The sequence below is a fragment of the Pseudonocardia sp. EV170527-09 genome (assembly GCF_008369905.1).
Lineage (GTDB): Bacteria > Actinomycetota > Actinomycetes > Mycobacteriales > Pseudonocardiaceae > Pseudonocardia.
Map to the genome: position 1 here is coordinate 37,135 of NZ_VRMC01000007.1, position 26,338 is coordinate 63,472.

General features: G+C 75.1%; 22 protein-coding genes. 11 read left to right on the top strand and 11 right to left on the bottom strand.

Features of this window, described 5'->3' with window-relative positions; genetic code table 11:
• Window positions 1-51 precede the first annotated feature (51 nt).
• Window positions 52-1,308: an isochorismate synthase MenF gene (locus FVA95_RS03380; RefSeq protein WP_149662890.1), complete on the top strand. Its 1,257-nt coding sequence runs from the start codon at window positions 52-54 to the stop codon at window positions 1,306-1,308.
• 33 nt (window positions 1,309-1,341) lie between these two features.
• Here FVA95_RS03380 and menD read toward each other — a convergent pair whose 3' ends face one another.
• Window positions 1,342-3,030 carry a 2-succinyl-5-enolpyruvyl-6-hydroxy-3-cyclohexene-1-carboxylic-acid synthase gene (gene menD / locus FVA95_RS03385; protein WP_149662891.1) on the bottom strand — a complete coding sequence of 563 codons (1,689 nt, stop codon included), beginning with the start codon at window positions 3,028-3,030 and terminating at the stop codon, window positions 1,342-1,344.
• 242 nt (window positions 3,031-3,272) lie between these two features.
• Here menD and FVA95_RS03390 point away from each other — a divergent pair, with 242 nt between their 5' ends.
• The 3 genes from FVA95_RS03390 (at window position 3,273) to FVA95_RS03400 (ending at window position 7,067) form a co-directional block, all read left to right on the top strand.
• Entirely contained in the window at window positions 3,273-4,565 is a 1,293-nt protein-coding gene (locus FVA95_RS03390) for an MFS transporter (RefSeq protein ID WP_161992186.1), read from the top strand.
• 100 nt (window positions 4,566-4,665) lie between these two features.
• Window positions 4,666-5,400 carry a dienelactone hydrolase family protein gene (locus FVA95_RS03395; RefSeq protein WP_149662893.1) on the top strand — a complete coding sequence of 245 codons (735 nt, stop codon included), beginning with the start codon at window positions 4,666-4,668 and terminating at the stop codon, window positions 5,398-5,400.
• A gap of 20 nt (window positions 5,401-5,420) precedes the next feature.
• Window positions 5,421-7,067 carry an ABC-F family ATP-binding cassette domain-containing protein gene (locus FVA95_RS03400; protein WP_149662894.1) on the top strand — a complete coding sequence of 549 codons (1,647 nt, stop codon included), beginning with the start codon at window positions 5,421-5,423 and terminating at the stop codon, window positions 7,065-7,067.
• A 65-nt stretch (window positions 7,068-7,132) separates the two neighbouring features.
• Here FVA95_RS03400 and FVA95_RS03405 read toward each other — a convergent pair whose 3' ends face one another.
• The 4 genes from FVA95_RS03405 to FVA95_RS03420 form a co-directional block, all read right to left on the bottom strand.
• A complete protein-coding gene (locus FVA95_RS03405; RefSeq protein ID WP_164514832.1) occupies window positions 7,133-7,450 on the bottom strand; it encodes an adhesin in 318 nt (105 codons plus the stop codon).
• Between the two features lie 187 nt (window positions 7,451-7,637).
• Window positions 7,638-8,462 carry an aldo/keto reductase gene (locus FVA95_RS03410; protein WP_149662896.1) on the bottom strand — a complete coding sequence of 275 codons (825 nt, stop codon included), beginning with the start codon at window positions 8,460-8,462 and terminating at the stop codon, window positions 7,638-7,640.
• Window positions 8,463-8,538: 76 nt separating this feature from the next.
• A complete protein-coding gene (locus tag FVA95_RS03415; protein WP_149662897.1) occupies window positions 8,539-9,384 on the bottom strand; it encodes a patatin-like phospholipase family protein in 846 nt (281 codons plus the stop codon).
• 44 nt (window positions 9,385-9,428) lie between these two features.
• Window positions 9,429-12,359: an FAD-binding and (Fe-S)-binding domain-containing protein gene (locus FVA95_RS03420; RefSeq protein WP_240051242.1), complete on the bottom strand. Its 2,931-nt coding sequence runs from the start codon at window positions 12,357-12,359 to the stop codon at window positions 9,429-9,431.
• A 137-nt stretch (window positions 12,360-12,496) separates the two neighbouring features.
• Here FVA95_RS03420 and FVA95_RS03425 point away from each other — a divergent pair, with 137 nt between their 5' ends.
• Complete coding sequence (locus tag FVA95_RS03425) at window positions 12,497-13,390, top strand: aminoglycoside phosphotransferase family protein (protein WP_149662898.1); 894 nt, start codon at window positions 12,497-12,499, stop codon at window positions 13,388-13,390.
• Window positions 13,391-13,407: 17 nt separating this feature from the next.
• Window positions 13,408-14,310 carry a 1,4-dihydroxy-2-naphthoyl-CoA synthase gene (locus FVA95_RS03430; RefSeq protein ID WP_020627403.1) on the top strand — a complete coding sequence of 301 codons (903 nt, stop codon included), beginning with the start codon at window positions 13,408-13,410 and terminating at the stop codon, window positions 14,308-14,310.
• Between the two features lie 4 nt (window positions 14,311-14,314).
• Here the strand turns inward: FVA95_RS03430 and FVA95_RS03435 are convergent, their stop codons facing one another.
• On the bottom strand, window positions 14,315-14,602 hold the full coding sequence (locus tag FVA95_RS03435) for a hypothetical protein (RefSeq protein WP_149662899.1): 288 nt from the start codon (window positions 14,600-14,602) through the stop codon (window positions 14,315-14,317).
• 176 nt (window positions 14,603-14,778) lie between these two features.
• Between FVA95_RS03435 and menE the strand changes: the two genes are divergently transcribed.
• The 3 genes from menE (at window position 14,779) to FVA95_RS03450 (ending at window position 18,996) form a co-directional block, all read left to right on the top strand.
• A complete protein-coding gene (gene menE, locus FVA95_RS03440) occupies window positions 14,779-16,002 on the top strand; it encodes an o-succinylbenzoate--CoA ligase (RefSeq protein ID WP_193564286.1) in 1,224 nt (407 codons plus the stop codon).
• A 226-nt stretch (window positions 16,003-16,228) separates the two neighbouring features.
• Entirely contained in the window at window positions 16,229-17,989 is a 1,761-nt protein-coding gene (locus FVA95_RS03445; RefSeq protein WP_149662900.1) for a hypothetical protein, read from the top strand.
• 134 nt (window positions 17,990-18,123) lie between these two features.
• Window positions 18,124-18,996 (top strand): 1,4-dihydroxy-2-naphthoate polyprenyltransferase, encoded by an 873-nt coding sequence (locus FVA95_RS03450; protein ID WP_149662901.1) that lies wholly within the window; start codon window positions 18,124-18,126, stop codon window positions 18,994-18,996.
• A 171-nt stretch (window positions 18,997-19,167) separates the two neighbouring features.
• Here FVA95_RS03450 and FVA95_RS03455 read toward each other — a convergent pair whose 3' ends face one another.
• A complete protein-coding gene (locus tag FVA95_RS03455) occupies window positions 19,168-19,677 on the bottom strand; it encodes a DUF4229 domain-containing protein (protein ID WP_149662902.1) in 510 nt (169 codons plus the stop codon).
• A gap of 300 nt (window positions 19,678-19,977) precedes the next feature.
• Between FVA95_RS03455 and FVA95_RS03460 the strand changes: the two genes are divergently transcribed.
• Window positions 19,978-20,190 carry a BldC family transcriptional regulator gene (locus FVA95_RS03460; RefSeq protein WP_043276768.1) on the top strand — a complete coding sequence of 71 codons (213 nt, stop codon included), beginning with the start codon at window positions 19,978-19,980 and terminating at the stop codon, window positions 20,188-20,190.
• Between the two features lie 85 nt (window positions 20,191-20,275).
• Window positions 20,276-20,509 carry a hypothetical protein gene (locus FVA95_RS03465; protein WP_020622554.1) on the top strand — a complete coding sequence of 78 codons (234 nt, stop codon included), beginning with the start codon at window positions 20,276-20,278 and terminating at the stop codon, window positions 20,507-20,509.
• Between the two features lie 129 nt (window positions 20,510-20,638).
• Here FVA95_RS03465 and FVA95_RS30705 read toward each other — a convergent pair whose 3' ends face one another.
• The 4 genes from FVA95_RS30705 to FVA95_RS03490 all read right to left on the bottom strand — a co-directional run bounded on the left by FVA95_RS30705 (window position 20,639) and on the right by FVA95_RS03490 (window position 26,338).
• On the bottom strand, window positions 20,639-22,027 hold the full coding sequence (locus tag FVA95_RS30705; protein WP_370460825.1) for an AAA family ATPase: 1,389 nt from the start codon (window positions 22,025-22,027) through the stop codon (window positions 20,639-20,641).
• Between the two features lie 838 nt (window positions 22,028-22,865).
• Window positions 22,866-23,822: a c-type cytochrome biogenesis protein CcsB gene (gene ccsB, locus FVA95_RS03480; RefSeq protein ID WP_149662903.1), complete on the bottom strand. Its 957-nt coding sequence runs from the start codon at window positions 23,820-23,822 to the stop codon at window positions 22,866-22,868.
• Between the two features lie 6 nt (window positions 23,823-23,828).
• Complete coding sequence (locus tag FVA95_RS03485) at window positions 23,829-25,475, bottom strand: cytochrome c biogenesis protein ResB (protein WP_149662904.1); 1,647 nt, start codon at window positions 25,473-25,475, stop codon at window positions 23,829-23,831.
• Window positions 25,475-26,338: a cytochrome c biogenesis CcdA family protein gene (locus FVA95_RS03490; RefSeq protein ID WP_149662905.1), complete on the bottom strand. Its 864-nt coding sequence runs from the start codon at window positions 26,336-26,338 to the stop codon at window positions 25,475-25,477. The genes FVA95_RS03485 and FVA95_RS03490 overlap by 1 nt, the downstream gene beginning before the upstream one ends.

The window sequence follows — 26,338 nt, forward strand, 5'->3', positions numbered from 1 at the left end:
CCTCGCCCCCTCACGCCAGCCTCCCCGGCGGAGGTTGCCTACTCTCGAAGGGTGACCGTCGCACCGGCCAGCACCGCGTTGCGCGTCCGGACACGCCCCCTGCGACTCGACGGGCGGCTGCTGGACGTGCTGCCCGCCGACGCCGGGGCGCTGTCCTGGGTGCGCGACGGCGAGGGCGTGGTCGGCTGGGGCGAGGTCGCCCGGTTCACCGCGTCGGGGCCCGAGCGCTTCGCCGAGGCCGACCGCTGGTGGCGCCGTGTGGTCGACCGGCTCGACGCCGGCGCCGGCTACGACGACGTCGGCCTCCCCGGCACCGGCGCCCTCGCGTTCGCCTCGTTCACCTTCGCCGACGGCTGCCCGGGCTCGGTGCTCGTCGTCCCGCGGGTGATCGTGGGACGGCGCGGGCACCGAGCCTGGATCACCGAGATCACCACCGCCGACGCCCCGGAGACTCCCGGCAGGCTGCCGGTCCCGTCGCCGGTGCGTCCCAGCGGACGGCTGCGCTACGCCGACGGCCAGGTCTCCGCGCACCGGTACCGGGCCGCCGTCGCCTCGGCGGTCGGGCGGATGCGCGACGGGGAGCTGGAGAAGGTGGTGCTCGCGCACGACCTGCTCGCCGTCGCCGACCGCCCGCTGGATCCACGGTTCCTGCTCCGCGGGCTGGCCCGGCGCTACCCGACCTGCTGGAGCTACGCGGTCGACGGCCTGGTCGGCGCCACCCCCGAGCTGCTGCTGCGGCTGCGCGGGCGCACCGTGGAGTCGCGGGTGCTGGCGGGCACGATGTGGCCCGGGTCCGGACCGGACGCCGACACCGCGGGCGCGCTGATCGGCTCGTCGAAGGACCGGCGCGAGCACACCTACGCCGTGGACTCCCTCGCCGAGTCGCTGCGCCCGCTGGTGGCCGAGCTGCACGTACCGGACGCGCCGACGGTGCTCACCCTCCCGAACGTCTCGCACCTGTCCAGCGACGTGCACGCCCGCCTCGACCCGAACCGGCCCGCATCGCTGCTGACGCTGGTCGGCGCCGTGCACCCGACCGCCGCCGTCGGCGGCACCCCGACCCCGGACGCGACGGCGCTGATCTCCGAGATCGAGGGTCTCGACCGCGGCCGCTACGCGGGCCCGGTCGGCTGGGTCGACGCCGAGGGCGCCGGCGAGATGGGCATCGCGCTGCGCTGCGCGGAGCTGCAGGGACGCACGGCACGGCTGTTCGCCGGGTGCGGGATCGTCGCCGACTCCGATCCCGACGGCGAGGTGCGCGAGGCCGCCGCCAAGATGCGCGCGGTCCGCGAGTCCCTGGAGGGCTGAGCCCCGACCGGCCGCGACCGGGGCCCGGGGGGCTCAGTCGAGTGCCGCGGCGAGCGTCCGGCGGAGCCCGGCGTGCGCGTCGCGCAGCCCGTCGCGGCGCGCCGCGACCCGGACCAGCCGCCGTCCCGAGCCGGGCCGGGCCGCGAGCTCGCACACGTCGCCACCCCAGTCGGTCGCCGCCCAGCCCACCGCCCGGGCCAGCGCGACGACGTCCACCCCGGTCGGCGTGCCGAAGACGCGCTCGAAGGCGTGGGCGTGCGCCGGGCCGCCCTGTTCGAGCAGGTGGAAGATGCCGCCGCCGTCGTCGTCGAGGACGGTGACGGTCAGGTCCGGGGACGGCTCCCCCGGTCCGACGACCAGCCCGGTGGTGTCGTGCAGCAGCGTGAGGTCGCCGAGCAGCAGCGCCGTCGGGCCCGGGTGCGCGAGCGCCGCGCCGAGGGCCGTCGACACCGTCCCGTCGATGCCCGCGACGCCGCGGTTGGACCGCACCGTGAGCCCGGGGCGAGGCACGGCGGCCAACGCGACGTCGCGCACCGGGTTCGACGAGCCGAGGACGAGCTGTGCGCCGTCGGGCTGGGCGGCGACCAGGTCACGGGCCAGCCGCAGGCCGGGCGCACCCCCGGCGGTGCCGTCGTCGAGCGCGGCGTCGAGGGACGTGGCCGCAACCCGGTCCGCGTCGCGCCAGGACCGCACCCAGTCCTCGGGCGGGGACAGCGCGGGCAGCGCGCCGACGGCCCGGACCGTGCCGGCGACGTCGGTCCAGGGAGCGCCGTCCGGGCCGGGGTCGGCGAACACCGCCACCGACGGGTCGGCCAGCAGCGCGGCGACCCCCCGGTGCAGGGTGGGCCTGCCGAGCACGACGATCTGGGCCGGGCGCAGCCCGGGGCGGCCGAGCAGCCACGGGCCGGTGCGCAGCGCGTGCGGCCACCAGCGCGAGGACGGCTCCGCGACCAGCGGGGCCCCACCGAGCAGCGCGGGGTCCGGCGCGGGCCCGCCCGCCCCGGCGACGACGAGCGTGCGCGCCCCCGGATCCAGCTCCAGCGGCGGCAGCGTGCGGACCGGGCGGGACACCGCGGTCCACGGCGCGCCACCGGGGCGCCCGGCGGGCAGGTCCGCGCCCGGCGGACCGGCGTCGTGCTGCCCGGTGCCCGGCCCGGCCGGGTCGTCGTCGGGCACGAGCGGGTCGGTGTAGGGCAGGTCCAGGTGCACCGGGCCGGGGGCACCCGCGCCGGCACCGGTGGCCGCGGCGAGCATCCGCGCGACGACCGCCCGCCAGCGCCGGGCCTCCGGCTCGGTGCTGCCCAGCGGCACCGGCAGCGCGCCGGCCCAGCGCACCGCACCGCCGTACAGACCGGACTGGTCCACGGTCTGGCTGGCGCCGGTGCCGACCAGCTCCGGCGGCCGGTCCGCGGTCAGGACCAGCAGCGGGACCCCCGAGTGCGACGCCTCCAGGACCGCGGGGTGCAGGTTCGCCGCCGCCGTCCCGGACGTGACGACGACCGGGACCGGGCGGCCGGAGGCCAGCGACAGGCCGAGCGCGAGGAAGCCCGCGGCGCGCTCGTCGATGCGCACGTGCAGCCGGACCGTGCCGCACGCGTCGGCCCGGGCCAGCGCGAACGCGGGCGGCGCGTTGCGGGAACCGGGGCACAGGACCGCGTCGGTGACACCGGCTCGCGCCAGCTCGTCGACGAGGACGCGCGCCTGCGCGGTCGAGCCGTTCACCCCATCACCCCTCGCGACGACGGTACCGGCGCGGTGACCGCGATCCGCACCAGGCCGGTACCGATCCGGCCGGAACCGGTGAAATCACCCCACGAGGGCCCTACCGTGACGCAGGCGCAGAAGTCCGTCGATGGGGAGGGACCGTGTCCGACACGCACGCCGGCGCCACCGCGCCGGGATCACCGACGTCACCGGAGTCCGACCAGCCGCACACCCCGATCGCCAAGGTCGTCGCGGGGAGCATGCTGGGGACGACGGTCGAGTGGTACGATTACTTCCTCTACGGCGTCGCCGCCGCCCTGGTGTTCCCGGCGGTGTTCTTCCCGGAGTCCGACGACGCCACCGGGACCCTGCTGTCGCTCGGCACGTTCGCGGTCGGCTTCGTCGCGCGCCCGGTGGGCGGCCTGGTCTTCGGCCACTACGGCGACAAGATCGGCCGCAAGAAGCTGCTGGTCCTGTCGCTGATGATGATGGGCGTCTCGACGTTCGCGATCGGCCTGCTGCCGGGCTACGCCACGATCGGGATCGCCGCGCCGCTGCTGCTCGTCGTGCTGCGGCTGGTCCAAGGCTTCGCGCTGGGCGGCGAGTGGGGCGGCGCGGTCCTCATCGTGTCCGAGCACGGCAGACCGGGACACCGCGGGTTCTGGGCGAGCTGGCCGCAGGCGGGCGCCCCGGCCGGCCAGCTGCTGGTGAACGGCCTGCTCGCGGTCATGGCGCTGGTCCAGTCCGAGGAGGCGTTCCTGGCCTGGGGCTGGCGGATCCCGTTCCTGCTGTCCGCGGTGCTGGTGCTCATCGGGCTCTACGTCCGCCTCGCCGTCGAGGAGTCGCCGGTGTTCCGGGAGGCGCAGGCCAGGGCGGCCGCACGGGCCGCGGCCGGTGAGAAGGACGGCATGCCGATCCTGGACGTCCTGCGGCTCTACCCGCGCGAGGTCCTGACCGCGATGGGCGCCCGCTTCGCCGAGAACGTCTCCTACTACATCTTCACGATCGTCATCTCGACGTACGTGAAGGAGCAGTTCGGGCTGCCGTCGTCGTTCGTGCTGGGCGCGGTGCTGATCGGCGCCACGGTGCACCTGGTGACCACCCCGATGTGGGGCGCGATCTCCGACCGGGTCGGTCGCAAGCCGGTGTACCTGTTCGGCGCCGCGGGCGTCGGTGTCTGGGCGTTCGTGTTCTTCTTCCTGGTCGACACACAGAGCTTCGCCCTCACCGCCGTCGCCGTGACGGTCGGACTGGTGCTGCACGGTGCGATGTACGGCCCGCAGGCGGCGTTCCTGTCCGAGCTGTTCGGCACGAAGGTGCGCTACTCGGGCATCTCGATCGGCTACCAGCTGGCGTCGGTGTTCGCGGGCGGCCTGGCCCCGCTGATCGCGGCGTCGCTGCTGGTCGCGACGGGCACCGGCTACTCGATCGCGGTGTACATCGCGCTCGCGTCGGTGGTCACGATCATCGCCGTGGCGAGCTACTCCGAGACCCGCACCCGGCGCCTCGACGCCGACGACGCGCTGACCGGGACCGCGCAGCCCAGGACCTGATCCGGTACGTACCGCCCGAACCGCGTCGCGCTCCGGCGGGACGCGGTTCGGGGGCGTAGAACGGGGTCGACCCGTCGCTCACCCCCGGGAGGCCGGAGACGTGCCACGCACCGACTTCACGATCAGCACCCCCGACGGCGACGCCGCCGCCTGGCTGCACACCCCCGACGGCGACGGCCCGTGGCCGGGCGTGCTCCTCTACCCCGACGCCGGCGGTGTGCGGCCGGCCATCCACGACATGGCCGCGCACCTGGCGTCGCTGGGCTACGCGGTGCTGCTGCCCGACGCCTACCACCGGCACGGCGACTGGGCCCCGTTCGACTTCGCCACCGTGTTCTCCGACCGGCCCGAGCGGGAACGGCTGATGGGCATGGTGCGGTCGCTGACGCCCGAGCTCGTGGCGGTCGACGCCGAGGCCTGGGTGACCGCGCTGCTGGCGCGCCCCGAGGTCCACGGCACGGCGATCGGGACCACCGGCTACTGCATGGGCGGGGTGATGAGCCTGCGCACCGCGGCGACCCAGCCGGAGCGGGTCGCGGCCGCGGCGTCGTTCCACGGCGGCAACCTCGCCACCGACGACCCGGCCAGCGTGCACCGGCTCGCCGACCGCATCCGGGCCGAGGTCTACGTGGCCGGCGCGACCGACGACTCCTCCTTCCCCGACGAGCAGAGGCAGCGCCTCGCCGACGCGTTCTCCGCCGCCGGGGTGTCGGCGACCCTGGAGACCTACCCGGCGGCGCACGGTTTCGCGGTGCCGGACGCCCCCACCCACGACGACGACGCCGAGCAGCGGCACTGGGAGGCCCTGCACCGCCTCTTCGGGGCGAACCTGTAGGGGTAGCGTCTGCGCTCGACATGAGCGCGACCCTTCACGTGACGGGCCTGGCCGCGGGCCACGGCGACCGACCCCTGTTCTCCGGGCTGGACCTCGTCGTCGCGCCCGGCGACGTCATCGGGCTGGTCGGTGCCAACGGCGCCGGCAAGTCCACCCTGCTGACGGTGCTGGCCGGCTCGCGGCCCGCGGACGACGGGTCGCTGACCCTGGCCCCGCCCGACGCGACCGTCGGGCACCTGCCGCAGGAGCCCGACCGGCGTCCCGGGGAGACGGTCGCCGGGTTCCTGGCACGCCGGACCGGCGTCGCCGACGCGCAGGCGACGATGGACGCCGAGGCGGAGGGGCTGGCGTCGGGCACCCCCGGTGCCGACGACCGCTACGCCGCCGCGCTGGACCGCTGGCTGGCCCTCGGCGGCGCCGACCTCGACGAGCGCTCCGGCGAGGTGCTGCGCGAGGTGGGCCTGACCGTCGGTCCGGACGCCCCGATGACCGGGCTGTCCGGTGGGCAGGCGGCGCGGGCGAACCTCGCCGCGCTGCTGCTGTCCCGCTACGACCTGCTGCTCCTCGACGAGCCCACCAACGACCTCGACCTCGACGGCCTGGAGCGGCTGGAGCGGTTCGTGGGCGGCCTCGCCCGACAGGGCACGCCGACCGTGCTGGTCAGCCACGACCGGGAGTTCCTGGCACGCACGGTGAACCGGATCGTCGAGCTGGACCTGGTCCAGCAGCGGATCGACGTCTATGACGGCGGTTACGAGTCCTACCTCGCCGAGCGCGAGGTGGCCAGGCGGCACGCCCGCGAGGACTACGAGGAGTACGCGGGCAAGCTCGGGTCCCTCCAGCAGCGCGCCGTCATGCAGCGCAACTGGATGGCCCAGGGCGTGCGCAACGCCCGGCGCAAGACGAAGGACCCGGACAAGAACGTCCGCGCGCAGCGCCAGGAGTCCAGCGAGAAGCAGGCCGCGAAGGCCCGGCAGACCGAGCGGGCGATCGAGCGGCTGGAGGTCGTGGAGGAGCCCCGCAAGGAGTGGGAGCTGCGGATGGAGATCGCCTCCGCGCCCCGGTCCGGGTCGGTCGTCGCGCGGGCCGACGCCGCCGCCGTGCGCCGCGGTGACTTCGTGTTCGGCCCGGCCACCGTGCAGGTGGGCTGGGCGGACCGGGTCGTCGTCACCGGTGCCAACGGGGCGGGCAAGTCGACGCTGCTCGGGCTGCTGCTGGGGCGGATCACCCCGGACTCGGGTTCGGCGGGCCTCGGCTCGGGGGTGCTGGTCGGCGAGATCGACCAGGCCCGCGGGGCGTTCCTCGGGGAGGCGACGCTGCTGCGCGCCTTCGGCGAGCAGGTGCCGGACTGGCCGGAGTCCGAGGTGCGGACGCTGCTCGCGAAGTTCTCCCTGGGCGCCGACCAGGTGCTGCGGACGGCGTCGTCGCTGTCGCCCGGTGAGCGGACCCGCGCCGCACTGGCGTTGCTCCAGGCACGTGGGGTGAACCTGCTGGTGCTCGACGAGCCGACCAACCACCTCGACCTTCCCGCCATCGAGCAGCTGGAACGGGCGGTGGAGGAGTTCGACGGGACCGTCCTGCTGGTGACCCACGACCGACGGATGCTCGACACGGTGCGCGCCACCCGCCGCTGGGACGTGCGCGACGGGACCGTCACCGAACTCTGAGTCGCACGTGGGACGACCGTGGCCCCACCGGTGTCCGGTGGGGCCACGACGCGGTCGGGTGGGGGTCAGGCCTGCGGGGCGTCCGGGGCCTCGGGCTGCTCGACGATCGCGAAGCGCAGCTCCTGCTCGCCCTGCTCGGTCGCCACGGGCTGGACGTCGAGGACCTTGTCGTCCAGCAACTGGGCCGCGGCCGGCTCGAGGAAGACGGTGATGCCCTCCCCTCGCAGCACGGTGTCCTGCGCGTCGCCCGCCTGCGCGAGGGCCAGCTCCAGCCCCTGCGCCGGGTCCGGCGCGGAGATGCGCAGGCCCCCGTCCTCGGGCAGCTCGGCGTCGGTGCTCAAAGTCTTGATCGCCTCGGCGGCGTTCTCGGTGATCGCCAACATCGTCCCCACCGTACGGACGTGTGCGCCCACGTCCACCGGGTCACCCCGGGTCGGGCCCCCGTCGGGTGACGGCCGGCGCCGTGCCCACCGGAAACAGCCAGGGTGACACGCATCACCCTCCCTCGTCACGACGACGGCCCGGCGCCCCTGCGCGAGGGTGCCGGGCCGTGGTGTCGCGGGGCGCGGATCAGCCGAAGTCGTCGGGGTCCGGGCCGATGCGCTTGCCGGTGTGGAGCTTCTCCACCGCGGCGATGTCGTCCTCGCTCAGCGCGAAGTCGAAGATCTCGAAGTTCTCCTTGATGCGCTCCGGGTTGTTCGACTTCGGGAACACGATGTTCCCGAGCTGGATGTGCCAGCGGAGCACGACCTGCGCGGCGGACTTGCCGACCCGCTCGGCGATCTCCGTCAGCTCGGGCGCCTCGAGCAGTCCCTTGCCCTGGCCGATCGGGCTCCACGCCTCCAGCGCGATGTCGTGCTGCTGGAGGTACTCACGCAGCTCGCGCTGCACCAGGCGCGGGTGGAACTCGATCTGGTTGACCGCCGGGACCGTGGAGGTCTCCTTCGCCAGCCGGTCGAGGTGGTCGGTCTGGAAGTTCGAGACGCCGATGGACAGCGCCTTGCCCGCCTTCTGCGCGTCCTCGAGGCCCTGCCAGGTCTCGACGTAGCGGTCCTGCTTCGGCTGCGGCCAGTGGATCAGGTAGAGGTCCACGTGGTCGAGGCCGAGCTTGGTGAGGCTCTCGTCGAGCTTGCGGACCGCGGCCTCGCGGCTGTGCCCGTCGTTGTTCAGCTTGGTGGTGATCCACAGCTCGTCGCGCGGGATGCCGGAGTCGGCGACGGCCTTGCCGACGCCCTCCTCGTTGCCGTACATCTGCGCGGTGTCGATGTGGCGGTAGCCGAGGTCCAGGGCCGCCTTGACCTTGTCCGCGGTGTCACCGGGCTCGATCTGGAAGACACCGAAACCGAGCTGCGGGATCTGCCGGCCGTCGTTCAGCTTGATCGTGGGAACAGTCATGTCCGTCGGCTACCCGCACCGGCGCGCGCTCATACCGGCCCGTGGGATCCGTCTCGGGCGGGAATGCGGGCCCGGCTCAGCGCCAGACCCGTGCGACCTCGGCGGCGACGTCCGCCGCCTGCGCCCGGCCGGCCCGCGCCGACGCGGGACGGCGGGCCGGGTCGAGCGGGTTGCGGCCGAACGCCCGGCGCGAACGCCGGTCCGGCTCGACGACGGCGACCCGGGCCAGCGCGCCGAGCGCCTCGGCCTGCACTCGCGGCGTCCCGGCGCCACCGAGCCCCAGGGAGAGCGGCGCGATGACGACGACGCGGCCGTACCCGGCGGCGAGGTCGGCGTTGGCCGCCGAGCGGGCCCCGCCGTCGATCCAGCGGGTGCCCGCGGCCGTGACCGGCGGCCAGACGCCGGGCACCGCGCAGCTGGCGGCGACCGCGGTGGCGAGCTCGACGCCGTCGTCGCGACCGAAGGCCCGGAACGCGCCGGTGTGGGCGTCGACGGCGGTCACCCGCAGGTCCCGGTCGGCGGGCCAGTCGGCGCCGTCGAGCCGGGACCGGATCACCGCGATCCGCTCGGACTCCGGCACCGTCTCGGCGTCGAGGGCGAGGCGGCCGATCCGGGCCCGCACCCGGGTCGCGTCGCGCGGGCCGGCGAGCGCGGCGAGGCCGTAGCGGACCGCCAGCCGCAGCCCGAGGGCCGCAGCGATCTCCCCGGACGGCGGAGCGAGCTGGGTCTGCGCGAGCGCGGCCGGGTCACGCCCGACCGCCAGGTTGGCGCCCACCACCGACCCCGCCGAGGTCCCGACGACGAGGTCGGCGTCCCGCAGGTCGACGCCGTCGGCGAGGAGCCCGGCCAGCAGCCCGTACATCCAGGCGATGCCGGTCAGCCCGCCGCCGCCCAGCGCCAGCGCCCGTCGGTCGTCGGACATGGGTCCTCCTCGTCGGCGCCCTGCATGATCACTACTCCCGACGATCACCCTCGCAGGGCGCGGTACGCGATCTGGGCCAGGTGCACCGGCTCCCGCTCGCCCGCCTGGCGGACCTGGGTGCGGCAGGAGTAGCCGTCGGCCAGCAGGGCCACGGACTCGTCGGCGGCCCGGACCGCGGGCAGCAGGGCCCGCTCGGCGCACGCCATCGAGACGTCGTAGTGGCCGTCCTCGAACCCGAAGTTGCCGGCCAGGCCGCAGCAGCCGGAGTCGAGCACGGTGGCGTCGACGCCGAGTGCCGCGAGCACGGCACGGTCGGGCTCGGAGCCCAGCTCGGCGTGCTGGTGGCAGTGGATCTGCACCAGCGCCGCGCCGTTGCCCTCGCCCGCGACGGCGGACAGCTCGTCGGCGTGCCGGGCCAGCAGCTCGGCGAAGGTCGACACCTGGTTCTTCAGGGCCTTCACCCGGGGCTCGTCGGGCAGGAGCTCGGCGGCGTCGCTGCGCAGCGCGGCGGTGCAGGACGGCTCCAGCCCGACGACCGGGATCCCGGCGTCGAGCGCCGGGCCGATCGCGCGCAGGCTGCGCGCCAGCACCCGGCGGGCCGCGGTGACCTGGCCGGTGGAAGTCCAGGTCAGGCCGCAGCAGACGTTGCGCGGGGGCAGCTCCACCCGGTACCCGAGCCCGGTGAGCACCGCGACGGCGTCGGCCGCGATCTCCGGGTCGAAGTGGTCGGTGAAGGTGTCGGTCCACAGCAGCAGCGGGCCGCGGCTGCCGGGCGGAACACCGAGGTCCGGCACCGTCGACATGGGCAGCCCGCGGGCGGCCTGGGCGGTGTAGGTCTCCCGGGCGATCGGCGGGATGGCGCGGCGCGCGTCGATGCCGCCCGCCTTCTTCGCGACCGTCGCCAGCAGCGGGACCTGCGCGAGCCGGTTCAGCCCGTCGACCGCCGCGGCCGGCAGCACCCCGACCGCGCGCAGCCAGCGCGGGAGCGCACCCATCGAGTAGTGCGTGCGCGGCCGGATCCGCCGGTGGTAGCGGTTCGCGAGGAACTCGGTCTTGTACGAGGCCATGTCGACCCCGACCGGGCAGTCGGACTTGCAGCCCTTGCAGGACAGGCACAGGTCGAGCGACTCGGCGACCTCGTCGGACTGCCAGCCGTCGGTGATGATCTCGCCGTTCGCCATCTCGAACAGCAGCCGGGCGCGGCCGCGGGTGGAGTGCTTCTCCTCCTTGGTCACGTTCCAGCTGGGGCACATCACCCCGGAGCCGGTGTCGACGGCGCACTTGCCGACACCCAGGCAGCGCCGGGTCGCCCGGTGGAAGCTGCCGCGGTCGTGGCCGAAGGCCAGCTTCGGCTCGTCCGGCATGGTCGGCATGCCGAGCTGGACGCGCAGGTTCTCGTCCATCGTCGCCGGGCGCACGACGCGACCCGGGTTCATCCGGTCGTCCGGGTCCCAGATCCCCTTGAAGTCCTCGAAGGCGGTGATGATCTGCGGCGGGTACATCCGCGGGAGCAGCTCGGCGCGGGCCTGGCCGTCGCCGTGCTCGCCGGACAGCGACCCGCCGTGCGCGACGACGAGGTCCGCGGCCGCGATCATGAAGTCGCGGAAGTTCTGCACACCGGGCTTGGTGAGCAGGTCGAAGTCGATCCGCACGTGCAGGCAGCCGTCGCCGAAGTGGCCGTAGTAGATGCCCTTGCGGCCGTGGGACTCCAGGACCTTGTCGAACTCGCGCAGGTAGGCGCCGAAGCGCTCCGGCGGGACGGCGGCGTCCTCCCAGCCGGGCCAGGCCTCGCCGCCCTCGGGCGAGCGGGTCAGCAACCCGGCGCCCTCCTCGCGCACCTTCCACAGCGCGGCCATCTGCTTCGGCTCACCGACGACGACGGCACCGGTCGTGTAGGCCTTCATCGCGTCGACGACGGCCTGCGCGGCGGCCTCGGCCTCGGCGCGGGTGGCGCCGCCGGTCTCGACGTAGAGCCAGCCCTTGCCCTCGGGCAGCATCCGGCTGGTCGTCTCGTCGGGGCGCAGCGCCCGCAGCGAGGCGATCAGCCCGGCGTCCATGCCCTCGATGGTCAGCGGCTTCTGCTCGCGGACGATCATCACGTTGTCCGCGGCGTGGTAGGCGTCCGGGAAGCCGAGCACGGCCAGCGCGCGGGCGGGCGGGGACTCGACCAGGTCGACGGTCGCGGACAGGATCGTCGCGCAGGTCCCCTCGGTGCCGACCAGTGCCTTCGCCAGGTTCACGTTCCCCGGCACGAGCTGGTCGAGGTTGTAGCCCGACACCCGCCGGGTCAGCTCGGGCACGTGCTTCTCGACGTCGCCGGCGACCCTCGTGCCCAGTGCGCGCAGCGCGTCCGGGATCGCGCCGGTCTCGGTGCCCTCGCCGCCGAGGACGATCCGCTCGCCGCGGTAGGTGAGGACCTCCAGCTCGCGGACGTTGTCGACGGTCTTGCCCCAGGCCACCGAGTGCGAGCCGCAGGCGTTGTTGCCGATCATGCCGCCGATCGAGCAGCGGTTGTGCGTCGACGGGTCCGGGCCGAACGTCAGCCCGTGCGGCTTGCCGGCGTCGCGCACGGCGTCGCAGACGGCGCCGGGCTGCACGGTCGCGGTGCGGGCGTCGGGGTCCACGGACAGGATCGCGTCCAAGTGCGTACGGAAGTCCATCGCGACCGCGGTGTTGACGGCCTGGCCCGCGATCGAGGTGCGGGACCCGACCGGCATGACCGGGACGTCGTGCGCGCGGCACACGGCCATGGCGGCCTCGACGTCGGCGGCGTCGCGCGGGGCGATCACGCCGATCGGCACGCCCCGGTAGTTCGAGGCGTCCGCCGACCACATCGCACGGCTGCCCGCGTCGAACCGGACCTCCCCGCCGATGGCGGCACGCAGGTCGTTCTCCAGGGCGCGGTACGCGGTGGTCGAACGCGATCCGCCTTCGCTCCTCGCGGTGGTGGGACGCGCGGCGCTGTCGGTGGTCACGGGGCTCCTCTCGGCGCAGACTCCGGCCCGTGCGACGGGTCGGGGCTGGGAGCCGACGCTACCCCGCGGTCCCCGGGGCGCTGCCGTCGACGGGAACACGGTTGCGGTGATCCGGATCGCCTCGGCACGCTGCGCCGATGCCCCGTGACGAGCTCGCCGACACCGTGGTGCGTACCTGGGGCCCGGCGGGGGCGACCTGGCTTGCCACCCGGGACCGGCTGCTCGCCGACCTCGCGGGCGAGCTGGACCTGGAGCTCGGCGCGACGCTGCCGCAGACCTTCCACGCGGTGCGCGCGGTGACCTGCGCGGACGGCACCCCGGCCGTGCTGAAGGCCGGCGTGCCCGACGGCCACCTCGACGCCGAGACCGCAGCGCTGCGCGCCTGGGACGGCGACGGCGCGGTCCGGCTGCTGTGGGCCGACCCGGCCCGCGGGGCGCTGCTGCTGGAGCGCGCCGATCCCGGCACCGAGCTCACGGCCGTGCCCGACGACCGGGCCGTCGAGGTGATCGGCGGGCTGCTCGCCCGGCTGCACCGCGCGCCCGTCCCGGCGGGGCTCGACCACGTCGCGGTCGAGCGGGCGGCGTTCGACGCGCACCTGAACCGCCCCGACGCGGTCCTGCCCCGGCCGCTGGTGGAACGGGCGGCGGCCCTGTGGACGCAGCTGTGCGGCTCCGCGGAGCGCGAGGTGCTGCTGCACGGGGACCTGCACCAGCACAACGTCCTCGCCGCGACCCGCGAGCCGTGGCTGGCGATCGACCCGCACGGCCGGGTCGGCGATCCCGGCTACGACTGCGGGCAGCTGCTGTACAACCCCCTGGACGCCGACCCGGCCGAGCTGGCCCGCCGCGCCCCGGACCGGCTGGAACGGCTCGCCGACGCCGTCGGGATCGCGTGGGACCGCGCGGTGGCGTGGGGGTTCGCGGTGTGCGTGCTGTCGGAGGTCTGGGACGCCGACGGCGACGCCGGGTGGACCGGCCCCGGCCCCGCGCTCGCCGTCGCACAGCGGCTGGCGGCGCTCGTCGCGGACTGAGTCCTTACAGTGCGGCCATGACCGTCTCCGAGACCTTCGATCCGGACGCGTGGACGCCGGTCGACGGGTTCGACTTCCGCGACATCACCTACCACCGCGCCCGCGACACCGGCGCGGTCCGGATCGCGTTCGACCGTCCCGAGGTCCTCAACGCCTTCCGGCCGGGCACCGTCGACGAGCTGTACCGCGCCCTGGAGCACGCCCGGACCAGCTCCGACGTCGGCGCGGTCCTGCTGACCGGCAACGGCCCCTCCCCCAAGGACGGCAAGCGCGCCTTCTGCTCCGGCGGCGACCAGCGCATCCGTGGCCGCACCGGCTACCAGTACGCCTCCGGGGACACCGCGGAGACCGTCGAGCAGGGCCGGGCGGGGCGACTGCACATCCTGGAGTGCCAGCGGCTGATCCGCTTCATGCCCAAGGTCGTCATCGCCGTGGTCAACGGCTGGGCCGCCGGGGGCGGGCACTCGCTGCACGCCGTCGCCGACCTCACGATCGCCTCCCGCGAGCACGCACGCTTCAAGCAGACCGACGCCGACGTCGGCTCCTTCGACGGCGGCTACGGCTCGGCCTACCTCGCCCGCCAGGTCGGCCAGAAGTTCGCCCGGGAGATCTTCTTCCTCGGCCGGACCTACAGCGCCGAGCAGATGCACCACATGGGCGCGGTCAACGCCGTGGTCGACCACGCCGAGCTGGAGACCGAGGCCCTGCAGTGGGCCCGGGAGATCAACGGCAAGTCGCCACAGGCCCAGCGGATGCTGAAGTACGCGTTCAACCTCGCCGACGACGGCCTGGTCGGCCAGCAGCTCTTCGCCGGCGAGGCGACCCGGCTGGCCTACATGACCGACGAGGCGGTGGAGGGCCGGGACTCGTTCCTGGAGAAGCGCGACCCGGACTGGTCGCCCTTCCCCTGGCACTACTAGGTCGTCACTCCGCGGTCGGGCGCGGTCGGGGCACGGGGACCGGCCGCGCCGCGCCGCCCCGCGGGCCGCTCTGCTGCGGGACCACGACCGCCGGACGCTGCGGCACCGGGACCCGGACCGGCGCCGGGGTCGAGGCGGGGGCCGGAGGGCCGACCGGGCCGGCGGGCAGGTCGAAGGCCAGTGCCGCGAGCTCGCCGGCGTCCGCACGGTGCCCGGAGCCGGCGGGCCGACGGCAGCGCAGCGAGCGCGGGCTCCCGGTCGGGGACGCGTCGGCGGAGGCGGTGTACGGCATGGTGAGCTCCTTCGAACCCGTGACCGGCGGGCGGGTGCGCCGCCGCTCTCACCCCCTGAGTCGGGCGGGAGGCCGTCCGCGTTGCACGTGCCATACACCGTTCCCCGAATCTGATGAAAGAGGCCGTTCGGACGCTGCTTCCGGTTGCGTGCGTCACGGCAGACAGGGTTGACAGCATGACTGTGCGTGCACTTCCGGTGGACGGCTCCGCGGAGTCGGTGACCAGGCTGGCCGCCGCGCTGCGGGCCGCCCTCGACGGCGCGGGGCCCGCGGTGCTGCCCGTGCGATCCGGGCCCGGTCCGGATGCGGGCGCCGGGCAGGCCGACACTGCGCAGGCCGCCGCGCTGCCGGGGCCGGTGGCGCGGGCGGCAGCCGCCGGGGAGCTGCCCGACGGGCTGGTCGCCGTCGTCGCCACGTCGGGATCGACCGGGGAGCCCAAGTACGTCGCGCTCACCGCGGACGCGCTGCGGGCCTCGGCCGCGGCGACGCACGCCCGTCTCGGCGGCCCGGGGTCGTGGCTGCTCACGCTGCCCGCCCAGCACGTCGCCGGGGTCCAGGTGGTGCTGCGCGCCCTGCTCGCGGACACGGCCTGTGTGGTCCAGGACGTCCGCGACGGCTTCCGGCCCGACGGCCTGGCCCGCGCGACCGGGCGGATGGCGCACGGCACCCGTCGCTACACCAGCCTCGTCCCGACCCAGCTGTCACGGATCCTCGACCACGGCGCCGCCCCGCTGTACGCCCTGGCCGGGTACGACGCCGTACTCGTCGGCGGGGCGGCGCTGGACCCGCGGCTGCGCGAGCGCGCGCTCGCCGCGGGGGTGCGGGTGGTCACCACCTACGGGATGAGCGAGACCTGCGGCGGCTGCGTCTACGACGGCGTCCCGCTCGACGGCGTCGAGGTCACCCTCGACCCGGCCGACGGTCGGGTGGTGCTGGGCGGGCCGGTCGTCGCCGGCGGGTACCTGGGGGCGCCGGAGGCGACCGCGGAGGCCTTCGTGTCCGACGGGGGCGTCCGCCGGTTCCGGACGGGGGACCTCGGCGAGCTCGCGCCGGACGGGACGCTGACCGTCCTGGGCCGGGCCGACGACGTCGTCAACACCGGGGGCGAGAAGGTCGCGCCGGCCGCGGTGGAACGGGCGCTCCTGGCGGTCGACGGCGTCCGCGCGGCGTGTGTCGTCGGCCTCCCCGACGACGAGTGGGGTCAGATCGTGGCCGCGCTCGTGGTGCCCGCCGCGGCCGCTCCGGACGATCACGCACTGCGCGCCGCGGTCCGTGCGGCCTGCGGTCGTGCCGCCGTACCGCGGTTGCTGCTGCGGGCCGACACCGTGCCCGAGCACGGGATCGGCAAGCCCGACCGCACCGCAGTCGCGGAGCTCCTGACGCGGGCACGCTCCACCTGACCGCTCACCCAGCGGAGTTGTCGGTCACGTTCAGCAGTGGGATCGCACCGTTGCGTCACGGTCCCGACCACCCGATCCGCGTACACACCTTGGAGTTGGTTCACACAGAGTGCGTTGCGCGCGCCCCTGAAATCGAGTGTGCTACGACCACTGGCGACTCAGAACCCACACCCATCACAGGGTTCCCCGTCGTCACACGAGTCACAGCTATCAGCGGGGGTTGTCCATGCGCAGCATCACGCGGGCCGGGCTGCGGGCCATCGGTCTGCTCGCCGCGACCGGCGCGCTCTGTGCCGCCGCCACGGTCCCGGCGATGGCCGGCGAGCCGGGCACGACGTGGCAGCCGGAGCTGAGCGAGGGCACCGGGAACGGTGTCGTCGTCTCGCCCGACGGGGCCCGGTTCGACCGGTCGACGGCCTTCGGGGCCCCGGCGGACGAGGGGGACACGGAGTCCTCCCCGGACCCGGCCGAGGTCGTCCCGACCGGGCTGCTGACCCTCGCGCCGCACACCCTGGACACCCCGACCCGCGAGGTCGACTCCCGGCTGGTCGCGGACACCCCTCCCGGTTCGACGGCGTCGGTCGACGTCCGGGGCAAGCGGGCAGGCGGCGGCTGGACCGAGTGGATCCCCGCCGAGGGCTCCCGCACCGAGCTGCCGGAGGCCGTCACCGAGGTGCAGGGACGCCTGGTCCTCACCGCCACCGGCGCGGCCGATCCGACCGTCCGGGAGGTCACCCTCACCGCGACGCCGAGCGCCGGCGCCGAGGGCGAGCCGCTCACCGAAGCCGCTCCGCGCAGCTACTCGGTGTTCGCGACCCGCGAGGGGCTCGTCGGCGGCACCACCGCGAACGGCCACAAGATCGTCAACCGGGACCGCTTCGTCGCGCTGCCGTCGCGTCGGGCGCTCTCGGCCAACGGCAAGACCGACTACTCGGTGAAGGTCTGCGCCCCCAACGGCCGCTGCGCGATCGCCCCGGTGTGGGACATCGGCCCGTGGAACACCAAGGACGACTACTGGAACCCGTCGAACCAGCGCCAGATGTGGAAGGACCTGCCCCAGGGCGTGCCGCAGGCCGCGGCCGCGCGCAACGGGCACAACGGCGGCAAGGACCAGTTCGGCCGCAAGGTCGCCAACCCGGCGGGCATCGACCTGGGCGACGGCATCTTCTGGGACGTCCTGGGGCTGAAGGACAACTCGCAGGTGCAGGTCGACTACCTGTGGACCGGGTCGCAGCGGCTGTCCGCGATCCGCACCGAGGGCGCTCCGGACGTGCAGATCCTCGCCCGGCCCGAGGCCGGCGCGGAGTCGGTCGGGATCGCCGTCGACGCCACCGAGGTGCCGGTGCAGTGCACCTCGGGCGCGTTCGTCCGGATCGGCGACGGCCAGTACCTCCCGACGGCGGAGTTCGCCGGGCTGCCGGGCGACGTCCCGACCTGCGACGCCCCGGCCGAGCCCGCCGCGCCCGCTCCGTCCGGCTCCTCCGCCGCCGGGCCCACGCCCGCTGCGCCGTCCGCGCCCGGCGCCTCCGCTGCCCCTGGTGGATCTGCTGCGCCCGGTGGCTCCGCCGCTCCCACCGCGTCCGGCGGCACCACTGCTCCCGCCGCGTCCGGCGGCACCACTGCTCCCGCCGCGTCCGGCGGCACCGCTGCTCCGACGGCCGCCGGATCCGCTGCTCCGGCAGCGCCCGGCGGGTCCGCGGCCTCCCCCGCGCCCGGCGGGTCCGCGACCTCCCCGGCACCCGCCGGGGCGGCCGGCTCACCTGCTCCGGCCCCGGCCACCCCCTCCGCCCCGGCAGGCACCGCTCCGGCCTCCCCGGCACCGTCGCCCTCCGGGGCGGGCCGGCCGGGCACCGGGGCTCCGGCCGCCGGCGGGGCCCCGGCAGGCACCCCCACGCCAGCACCCACGAGCGAGGTCCCCGACGGCGCCAGCCAGGCCGCCCGCGTGACGCCCGGCTCGGCCCAACGGGCACCCTCCGGCACCCCCTGACCTCCCGGGTCCGCAGCCACACCCCTGGGCCGGTCCTCACACCCGTTGCAGCGGGTGTGGCGACCTGCCCAGGGGTGTGGCTGCGAGTGGGACGGTTCCGGCGGGACGGCGGCGCGGCGAGATAGGTTTCCGGGGTGGCCACCACGGCAGAGTGGGTCGAGGGTGCGCGGCCGCGCACCCTTCCCACCGCGATCTCCCCCGTCCTCGTCGGGACCGGCGCCGCGCTCGGCGCGGGCGCCGTCGCTCCCGGCTCCGCACTGCTCGCCCTCCTGGTGGCGGTCGCGCTGGTGATGGGGGTGAACTTCGCCAACGACTACTCCGACGGCATCCGCGGCACCGACGACGAGCGCGTCGGCCCCCAGCGCCTGGTCGGCTCCCGGGCCGCCGAGCCGGCCACCGTGAAGACCGCGGCGTTCGCCTGCTTCGGGATCGCGGCCGTCGCCGGGCTGGTGCTCACGGCGATCTCGGGTCAGTGGTGGCTGCTGCTCGTCGGGGCCCTGTGCATCGTCGGGGCCTGGTACTACACCGGCGGATCGCGGCCCTACGGCTACGCCGGGCTCGGCGAGGTCGCGGTGTTCGTGTTCTTCGGCCCGGTCGCGGTGCTGGGAACCATGGTGACCCAGGCCGGGCGCGTCGACGCCGTCGCCGTCGGGGCCGCGGTCGGTGCCGGGCTGCTGACCTGCGCCGTGCTGGTCGCGAACAACCTGCGGGACATCCCGGGCGACCGGGTCGTCGGCAAGCGCACCCTCGCGGTGCGACTCGGGGACCGCGGCACCCGGATGCTCTACCTCGCGCTGGTACTGGTGCCGTTCGTCGTCGCGGTCGGTGCCGCGTTCGACCGGCCCGGCGTACTGCTGGCGCTCCTCGCACTGCCCGCGGCCGTGCGGCCGGTGCGGATCGTGCTCGGCGGGGCACAGGGCCCCGCACTCATCCCCGTCCTCAAGGACACCGGCCTGCTCCTGCTGGCCTGGGGCGTGGCCGTGGCGGTCGGGCTCGCGTTCGGCTGAGACCGGTCCCGGCACCGCCGTGGGCGGGTCGATCCGTCCCCCGACCGTGGCGCGCCCCGTCGGGACGTCGGCGTACGGCGGTCGGCCGTACCGGGGCGATCCGTCGCGGGAAGGGGCCCGCGGGCCCACACGTCGGAGCGCAACCGGCCGGTGGGCCGGGGCGTCCGGCCGTCAGCGGGCCGGGCCGTCAGCTCCCGACGGGGCCGGGTCGGACCCGGCGGACGCCTCAGCGCCGTCAGCGCCACCCGGGCCGTCAACGACCGACTGCGACGCGGCAGACGGGGAAGCGCCAGACGGAGACGCGGTGGACGGTGCTCCGGTCGCCGACGTGGACGGGGACGCCGGCTCGGCGGGTACGACCGGGGTCGGCGGCGGGCCGACGTCGCCGCGCAGCTGGGCACGCAGCGACGCCCGCTCCGACGACCGGCGGGCCGTCGACGCGGCGATCGCCCGGTCCAGCCGCTCCCGCAGCCCGCGGAACAGCACCATCGACAGCGGCAGTGCGACGACGAGCGCCACGAGCAGCGCGACGAGCCACGGCACGCCGATCAACGCGAGGACGACCGTCATCACGGCGAGCAGACCGAGCCGCGCGAGCGTGTAGAGCGCCACCGTGGTGGCCAGCCCGGGCTCACCGGCACGCTCCCGCGCCGCGGCCTGCGGCGGGGTCGGAGACGTCATGGCCACCAGGGTACGGGCCGGACCGACCGGGCCGCGGCTGCCCGGTTCCGCCCGGGCTCGGCACGGACGTCCGGATCGCGGCCACCCCGCCGGGTGGCGGTCCCTCCCCGGATGCCCCCAGCTGTCCGGTTCGAGTCGTTCACCGGCTTTGCCCTTTAAGAACCCTTTACTCACACAACACCGTTCGAGTACCCGGGGTCTGTGGTGTCACGATGGCCCGGAAAGAGAGAGCGGTACCCGGCCGGATGCCTCCGGCGAGCACCGTGACACATACTCCACGTGCACTTCGGGAGGATCCCCATGGCAGCTCCGACTCAGGCACCCGAGCGACTTCTCACCCCGGGTGAGGTGGCCACGCTCTTCCGCGTCGACCCCAAGACCGTGACCCGCTGGGCATCGGCCGGGCGGATCGGCTCGATCCGTACGCCGGGCGGACACCGCCGGTTCCGCGAGTCCGAGGTCCGTGGCCTGCTGGCCGACCTCACCAGCGAGGCGAACAGCGGCCTGCGCTGATCCGGACCACGCACATGGGGTGAGGGTCTCGACTTCACCCGCACGTCAGGCCACCTTCGCTACGCTGGACAGCGGAGGTGGCCTGATGTTGTTCTTCCTGATCCTTCTCGTCGGCGCGGCCGTGGTCGCGGTGCTGCTCGTGCGGACCCTGCGGTCCGAACAGGTGGTCTCCGACCGCATCCCGCGCGCGGAGTTCCCCTGGTCATCGGGCCAGCGGCCCGAGAAGCCACGGGCGACCGGCCCCGACGACGACCCCGACTTCCTGCGTGAGCTCGACGAGAAGGTCCGCAACCAGGAGGACCCGCCCGAGCGTCCCTGAGCGGGTTCGCGCGGCCGGCACCTCCCCCAAGACGCCTTTACCGAAGGGCGGTCCTCCCGACCGGGCGGACCGCCCTTCGGTGTCTCCGCTCACATATGGGGCGTCGCCAGGCCCGTCCGTGGCCCGGGATCAGACCGGGAAGCCGTCGGCAACGGCCGCCGCCAGCTCCAGCAACGCCGTGCGGGTCGCCTCCTCCAGGCGGTCCAGGTCGATCTCCGCGCCCTCCTCCAGGTGCGGGTCGAACGGCACCTTGACCACGGCCCGGCACCGTCCCGAGAAGTGCTCGGCGACGCGGTCGAGGTCCACCCCGCCACCGGTCCCCCGCCGGTAGACGGTGTTGATGACGACGACGGCGTTGCGCACCAGCGCCCCGTAGCCGTGCGCGTCGAGCCAGTCCAGGGTCGCCGAGGCGCTGCGGGCCCCGTCGATCGAGCCCGACGACACGACGACGATCTGGTCGGCCATCCCCAGCACGCCGTACATCGCGGAGTGCATCAGGCCGGTGCCGCAGTCGGTGAGGACGAGGTTGTAGAAGTGCTCCAGCAGGTCGACCGCGCGCCGGTAGTCGTCCTCGCTGAACGCCTCCGACACCGCCGGGTCCTGCTCGCTGGCGAGCACCTCGAGCCGGGACACACCCTGTGAGGTGTAGGCCCGGACGTCGCTGTAGCGGCGGACCCGGTCGGCGTCGCGCAGCAGGTGGCGGACGGTCGCGGTGGTCTCCAACGGGATCTTCTGGCTCAGCGTCCCGCGGTCGGGGTTGGCGTCGACGGCCACCACCCGGTCGCCACGGTGCGACGCGAACGTCGCCCCGAGGGTCGCGGTGACCGTCGTCTTCCCGACCCCGCCCTTGAGGCTCAGCATCGCGATCTTGTGCGAGCTGATCAGCGGGCGGTTCGCGCGGGCCACGAGGTCGCGCCGGTGCAGCTCCGCGGGGCTCTCCCCCGGGTTCACCAGACCGCCGGTGAGGACGTAGACCCAGCGACGCCATCCGCTCGTCGGCGGACGCCCCGCGCCGCCGTGCCCCATGCGCGACGGCGCGAGGTCCAGCCCGCCGTGCGGCTCGTCGCTGCGGCGATGCTGGGCGGCCCGGGCCTCGATCGCCTCGGGGGCCGTCCAGCGGGGCCGCTTCACCCCCGTCTGCGGGCGGCCGCGCGGCGGGGTGAGGGTGCGCTGGGGTCCGGTCTCCGCGGACTCGTCGTCCCACGCCGCGCGCCAGGGACGGTCCGTCTGGCGGGGGCGGCGGTCGTCGCGGGACCGGTCGTCACGGGAACGGTCCGTCCGTGGGGGCCCGGGCCGGGCGGGGGGCGTCGGGGCGGCTCCGGCGGGCTCCCGTGTCCCCTCGGCGGGAGCCGCGGCACCACGTCCGGAGGCGGCCGGCTCGGCGTACGGCTGATACCCGCCCCGCGCCACGCGGCCACTGCTCTCCGCGGGGTCCGCGGGCCCCGGACCCGCAGGACCCGTGGGCGCCGGAGCCGTGGGACCAGGGTGTGACCGGCCCGTGGGCTCCGGGTGCGCCACGGCGGCGGGCACGACCGGCTCGTCGTACCCGCCGGGCACGGAGCGGTCCGAGGAGTCGTATGCGGCGACCGACGAGCGGTCCGGGGAGTCGGGCGCGGCAGCCGAGGAGCGCACCGGGGAGTCGGGCGCGGAGTCGTCCCCGGACGCCGTGGCGCGGTCGCCGGCCTCGGCGGTCGTGCGCCCCGCGGGCCGGTCGGCACGCCAGATGAGGTCCGCGTCGGGGTCGTCGTCGGGCATCGTGGAGGCGGGCACCGCCCACCACGGCTCGGATTCGGTGCCCCCGGCCCGGTAGAGGCCGGTGTCGTCGGGGCCGTGGTCGTGCACGCCCGGGTCCGGGGAGGCGTCGTCGCGCCGGTGCCGGGGGTCGCCCGCGGAGGCCTGGGCGGGCTCCTCCTCGGCGTCCACGGCCGCCGCGGTGCCGGCGGAGGAGGTCGGGCGCGGGGTCTCGCGCAGGGCGGACAGGTCCATCCCGTGTGGCGGGGTGGACGGGTCGATCTCGTCGACCAGGTCGTCGTCGATCTCGGGCAGCTCGCTGCCCCACGCCGAGCCCGCCGGCGGGGTCTGCGTCCCGATGGCCGCACGACCCGGGGCGGGCGCCGACGCGGCGCGCTCGGCGGCCGTCGGGGTCCGCGGCGGCGTGTCGCCGGGCTCGGCGACCGGCTCCGCAGCGTCGTCACCGCCGGTCCGCCTGCGCCGTCCGAACGACCGGCCGGGGGACTCCGTCGTGGCCCAGCGCTCCCGCACGTAGCGGCCCACCGACCCGTCGGGCTGCTCGCCGGAACCGTTCTCACTCACGGGAAACGACGGTAGCCGGGCGGAACCCGGTGGTCGAGGCGCCTCACACCCCCGCGTACGAGTGCAACCCGGCGACCACCATGTTGATGAAGAACAGGTTGAACACGATCGTGGCGAAGCCCGCCGTGTTGATCCACGCCGCGGCACCGGAGTTCTTCCACCCCGCGGTGGCCCGGGCGTGCAGGTAGGCGGCGTAGAGCACCCACGCGACGAAGGCCACGGTCTCCTTCGGGTCCCAGCCCCAGAACCGGCCCCAGGCCGCCTCGGCCCACACCGCGCCGGTGATGATCCCGAAGGTGTAGAGCGGGAACGCGAGCACCGTCACGCGGTACGCCAGCCGGTCGAGCGACTCCGCCGACGGCAGCTTCGCGGCCCACGACGTCGGCTTCCCGTTCCGCTTGACCAGGAACAGCAGGCTCGCCACACCGGGGACGAGCAGCAGGCCGGAGGCCAGCGTGATCGTCGTGACGTGGATGATGATCCAGTACGACTGCAGGGCCGGGACGACCGGCGCCGCGTCGAGATAGAGCACGGTGCCGGTGACGAACATCAGCAGTACGACCGGCGTCAGCACGAACACCCCGGCCGGGCGCAACCCCGGGTGCCGGCGCACGAGCACCAGCCACGCCCCGACGGCCATCAGGCACAGCGCCGAGGTGAACTCGTACATGTTGCCCAGCGGCCACCGGTAGGCGGCGAAGCCGCGCAGCACGATCGACCCGAGGTGGGTCAGGAACGCCAGCACCATCAGCGAGATGCCGATCCGGCCGTAGCGGTCGGCGCGGGAGCGGCGGCCGTCGTCGGACGGGGGCTCCTCGGGCGCGGCGACCGCCGTGGACCCGGCCCCGACCGGGGCGGGCTCCGCGTGCCGGGCAGAGGCCCTGGCGACGCGGCGGGCCGCGTACTCCAGCGACGCGAACACCAGCGCCAGCAGCAGCACGACGAGCGTCGCCTGGAACAGGCGGTCGCTCCACATCGCGGTGATCGGGTCGACGAGCATCTCCGGTTAACCGTCCTTCTTGTCCGTCGGGTCGAGCAGCTCGGTCGCGAGCCGGTCGAACTCCTCGCCGTAGCCTGCCCGGTCGGTCCGGGCCAGACCACCGAGGGCGATGCGCGCGCCCTCGCCGTCGCGCGGGGTCACCCGCACCCAGAACCGGCGACGCGTGACCGACAGCGACAGCGCGAGGCCGCCGACCATCAGCACCGCCGCGACCAGCACCCAGGACTGGCCGGGGTCGTGGCCCACCTGCAGGTTCACCCACGGGGTGACGCCGTCGAACCGGACGACCGTGCCGTCCGGCAGCCGGGTGGTGTCGCCGATCCCGAGCCGCGCGGTGGCGACGGAGCGCAGCTCGCCGTCGTCGATCTTGCTCTGGTCGACGCTGAAGATCGACTGGCCGCGGCCGTCGTCGATGCCGAGGTCGCCGAGGAGCACGTCGACGTCGGCGGTCGGCGACCGCAGGTCCGGGTGCACCGACACCAGCCTGCCCTCGGGGTCGACCGCGCCGGTCGGCGCGAACGTCCCGGTGACGGCGATCTGCGTGGTGCGCCGCTGCTCCGGGTCGGTGATGCCGGGGCGCTCGAACTTCGTCGCCCCCTCCGACAGCTGGGTGCCGGACTGGTCGACCGGACGCCACTGGACCTCGCCGGTGCGGCTCTGCCCGTCCGGCCAGGTCACCGTGAACTCCGGGGCGTAGCCGTATCCGGTCAGGTAGACGCGGTCGCCGTCGGTGCGCAGTGGGTGGTTGACCGCGATCTCGTCGGGACGCCAGGTGCTGACGCCGTCACGGACGTCCTGCCCGGTCTGGTACCCCACCGAGGCACCGAAGGTCGACGGCTGGCCGTTCGGCAGCCAGGTGCCGTCGAACCGGTCGACCTTCACGCAGAAGTCGTTGAGGTCGGTGCCGTCGACGCGCAGCCCGGCGCGGAAGCTGTCGTAGCCGAGGATCGAGCTGTTGCAGAACTCGCTGCCGTCGGCGCGCACGATGACGTCGCCCTCGTAGCCGTACATCTTCCCGCCCGCGAGACCGAGCAGGATGCCGATCAGGCTGAGGTGGAACACGAGGTTGCCGGTCTCGCGCAAGAACCCCTTCTCCGCCGAGATCGTGCGGGAACCGTCGTCCTCGGTGCGCTCCACGGTGCGCCAGCCGCGCAGCAGCCGCCGGGCCCTGGCCAGCTCGTCGTCGACGCCAGCGGTGGTGTCGCCCTCGGCGTGGTGCGGCAGCCGCGCCAGGTTGCGCGGGGTCATCACCGGGGGCTGGCGGACCGAGCGCAGGTACTCGCCGGTGCGCGGGAACACGCAGCCGACCAGCGAGATCATCAGCAGCAGGTAGATGGCGGCGAACCACGGGCTCGCGAACACCTCGAACCCACCGACCGCGTCGATCACCGGCGCGATGGTCGGGTTGTCGCGGTAGAAGTCGTCCACGAGGAACGCGTTCAGCGAGCGCTGCGGCAGCAGGGCACCGGGCATCGCCGCCAGCGCGAGCAGGAACAGGAGCACCAGCGCGGTGCGCATGCTGGTCAGCCCGCGCCATGTGTTGCGCAGGAACGCCAGCGCGCGGACCAGCGGCCCGGGCCGCTGCGACGACGGCGGTCCGCCGTCCGGTGTCGACACGGACGGCTGCGGCGGGGCCTGCGGCGGGGAGCTCATCAGATCGGCGGGGTGAATCCGGCGATCGAGACCTGCAGCGCGACCAGCCACTGGGACCACAGACCGGACACCAGCAGCGCCCCGACCGCGACCAGCAGCGCTCCCCCGGCGATCTGCACCGCCCGGGTGTGGCGGCGCAGCCAGCCCAGCGCACGCACCGCCCGGGTCGCACCCAGCGCGATCACCACGAACGGGATCCCGAGCCCCGCGCAGTAGGCCAGGATCAGCACGATCCCGCGCACCGAGCCGCCCCCGGTGCCCGCGGCGACGGCGACGACCCCGGCCAGCGTCGGTCCGATGCAGGGCACCCAGCCCAGGCCGAACACCGCGCCCAGCAGCGGGGCGCCCGCGAGGCCGACCCGCGGCGTCCAGTGCGAGCGGTACTCGCGCTGCAGCGCGGGGATGGCCCCGGCGAACGCCAGCCCCATCACGATCATCACGACGCCGCCGATGCGCTGCAGCAGCGCCTCGTTGTCGATGAGGACGTCGGACAGCCACACGACGCCGACCATGATCGCGCCGAACACGACGGTGAACCCACCGACGAACAGCAGCGCGGCCCCGGCGACCCGCCAGCGGCCGTCGTCCCGGGCCGGTGCGACGGCGGCGGTCACGGCGCCACCCTGCCCGCCGTCCCGGGGCGCGGTCGCGGTCCCGCCCCGGCGGGCGGCGGCGCGGTCGCCCGCCTCGGCCGGGGTGACCGGCGGGGACTGCGCACCGACGAGCCCGGCGAGGTAGGCGAGGTAGCCCGGGACCAGTGGGACGACGCAGGGCGAGGCGAAGCTCACCAGGCCCGCGGCGACCGAGACCAGCACTGCGAGCAGCAGCGGCCCCGAGATCGCCAGCGTCGTCGTCGCGTCCAT

Coding starts and splice junctions, on each gene's coding strand:
- FVA95_RS03445 (WP_149662900.1), top strand. CDS start 16,229: ATGCGCAGCATCACGCGGGCCGGGCTGCGGGCCATCGGTCTGCTCGCC.
- FVA95_RS03485 (WP_149662904.1), bottom strand. CDS start 25,475: ATGAGCTCCCCGCCGCAGGCCCCGCCGCAGCCGTCCGTGTCGACACCG.
- FVA95_RS03435 (WP_149662899.1), bottom strand. CDS start 14,602: ATGCCGTACACCGCCTCCGCCGACGCGTCCCCGACCGGGAGCCCGCGC.
- FVA95_RS03490 (WP_149662905.1), bottom strand. CDS start 26,338: ATGGACGCGACGACGACGCTGGCGATCTCGGGGCCGCTGCTGCTCGCA.
- FVA95_RS03415 (WP_149662897.1), bottom strand. CDS start 9,384: ATGTCCGACGACCGACGGGCGCTGGCGCTGGGCGGCGGCGGGCTGACC.
- ccsB (WP_149662903.1), bottom strand. CDS start 23,822: ATGCTCGTCGACCCGATCACCGCGATGTGGAGCGACCGCCTGTTCCAG.
- FVA95_RS03400 (WP_149662894.1), top strand. CDS start 5,421: ATGAGCGCGACCCTTCACGTGACGGGCCTGGCCGCGGGCCACGGCGAC.
- FVA95_RS03460 (WP_043276768.1), top strand. CDS start 19,978: ATGGCAGCTCCGACTCAGGCACCCGAGCGACTTCTCACCCCGGGTGAG.
- FVA95_RS03405 (WP_164514832.1), bottom strand. CDS start 7,450: ATGTTGGCGATCACCGAGAACGCCGCCGAGGCGATCAAGACTTTGAGC.
- FVA95_RS03410 (WP_149662896.1), bottom strand. CDS start 8,462: ATGACTGTTCCCACGATCAAGCTGAACGACGGCCGGCAGATCCCGCAG.
- FVA95_RS03465 (WP_020622554.1), top strand. CDS start 20,276: ATGTTGTTCTTCCTGATCCTTCTCGTCGGCGCGGCCGTGGTCGCGGTG.
- FVA95_RS03390 (WP_161992186.1), top strand. CDS start 3,273: ATGCTGGGGACGACGGTCGAGTGGTACGATTACTTCCTCTACGGCGTC.
- menE (WP_193564286.1), top strand. CDS start 14,779: ATGACTGTGCGTGCACTTCCGGTGGACGGCTCCGCGGAGTCGGTGACC.
- FVA95_RS03425 (WP_149662898.1), top strand. CDS start 12,497: ATGCCCCGTGACGAGCTCGCCGACACCGTGGTGCGTACCTGGGGCCCG.
- FVA95_RS03430 (WP_020627403.1), top strand. CDS start 13,408: ATGACCGTCTCCGAGACCTTCGATCCGGACGCGTGGACGCCGGTCGAC.
- FVA95_RS03455 (WP_149662902.1), bottom strand. CDS start 19,677: ATGACGTCTCCGACCCCGCCGCAGGCCGCGGCGCGGGAGCGTGCCGGT.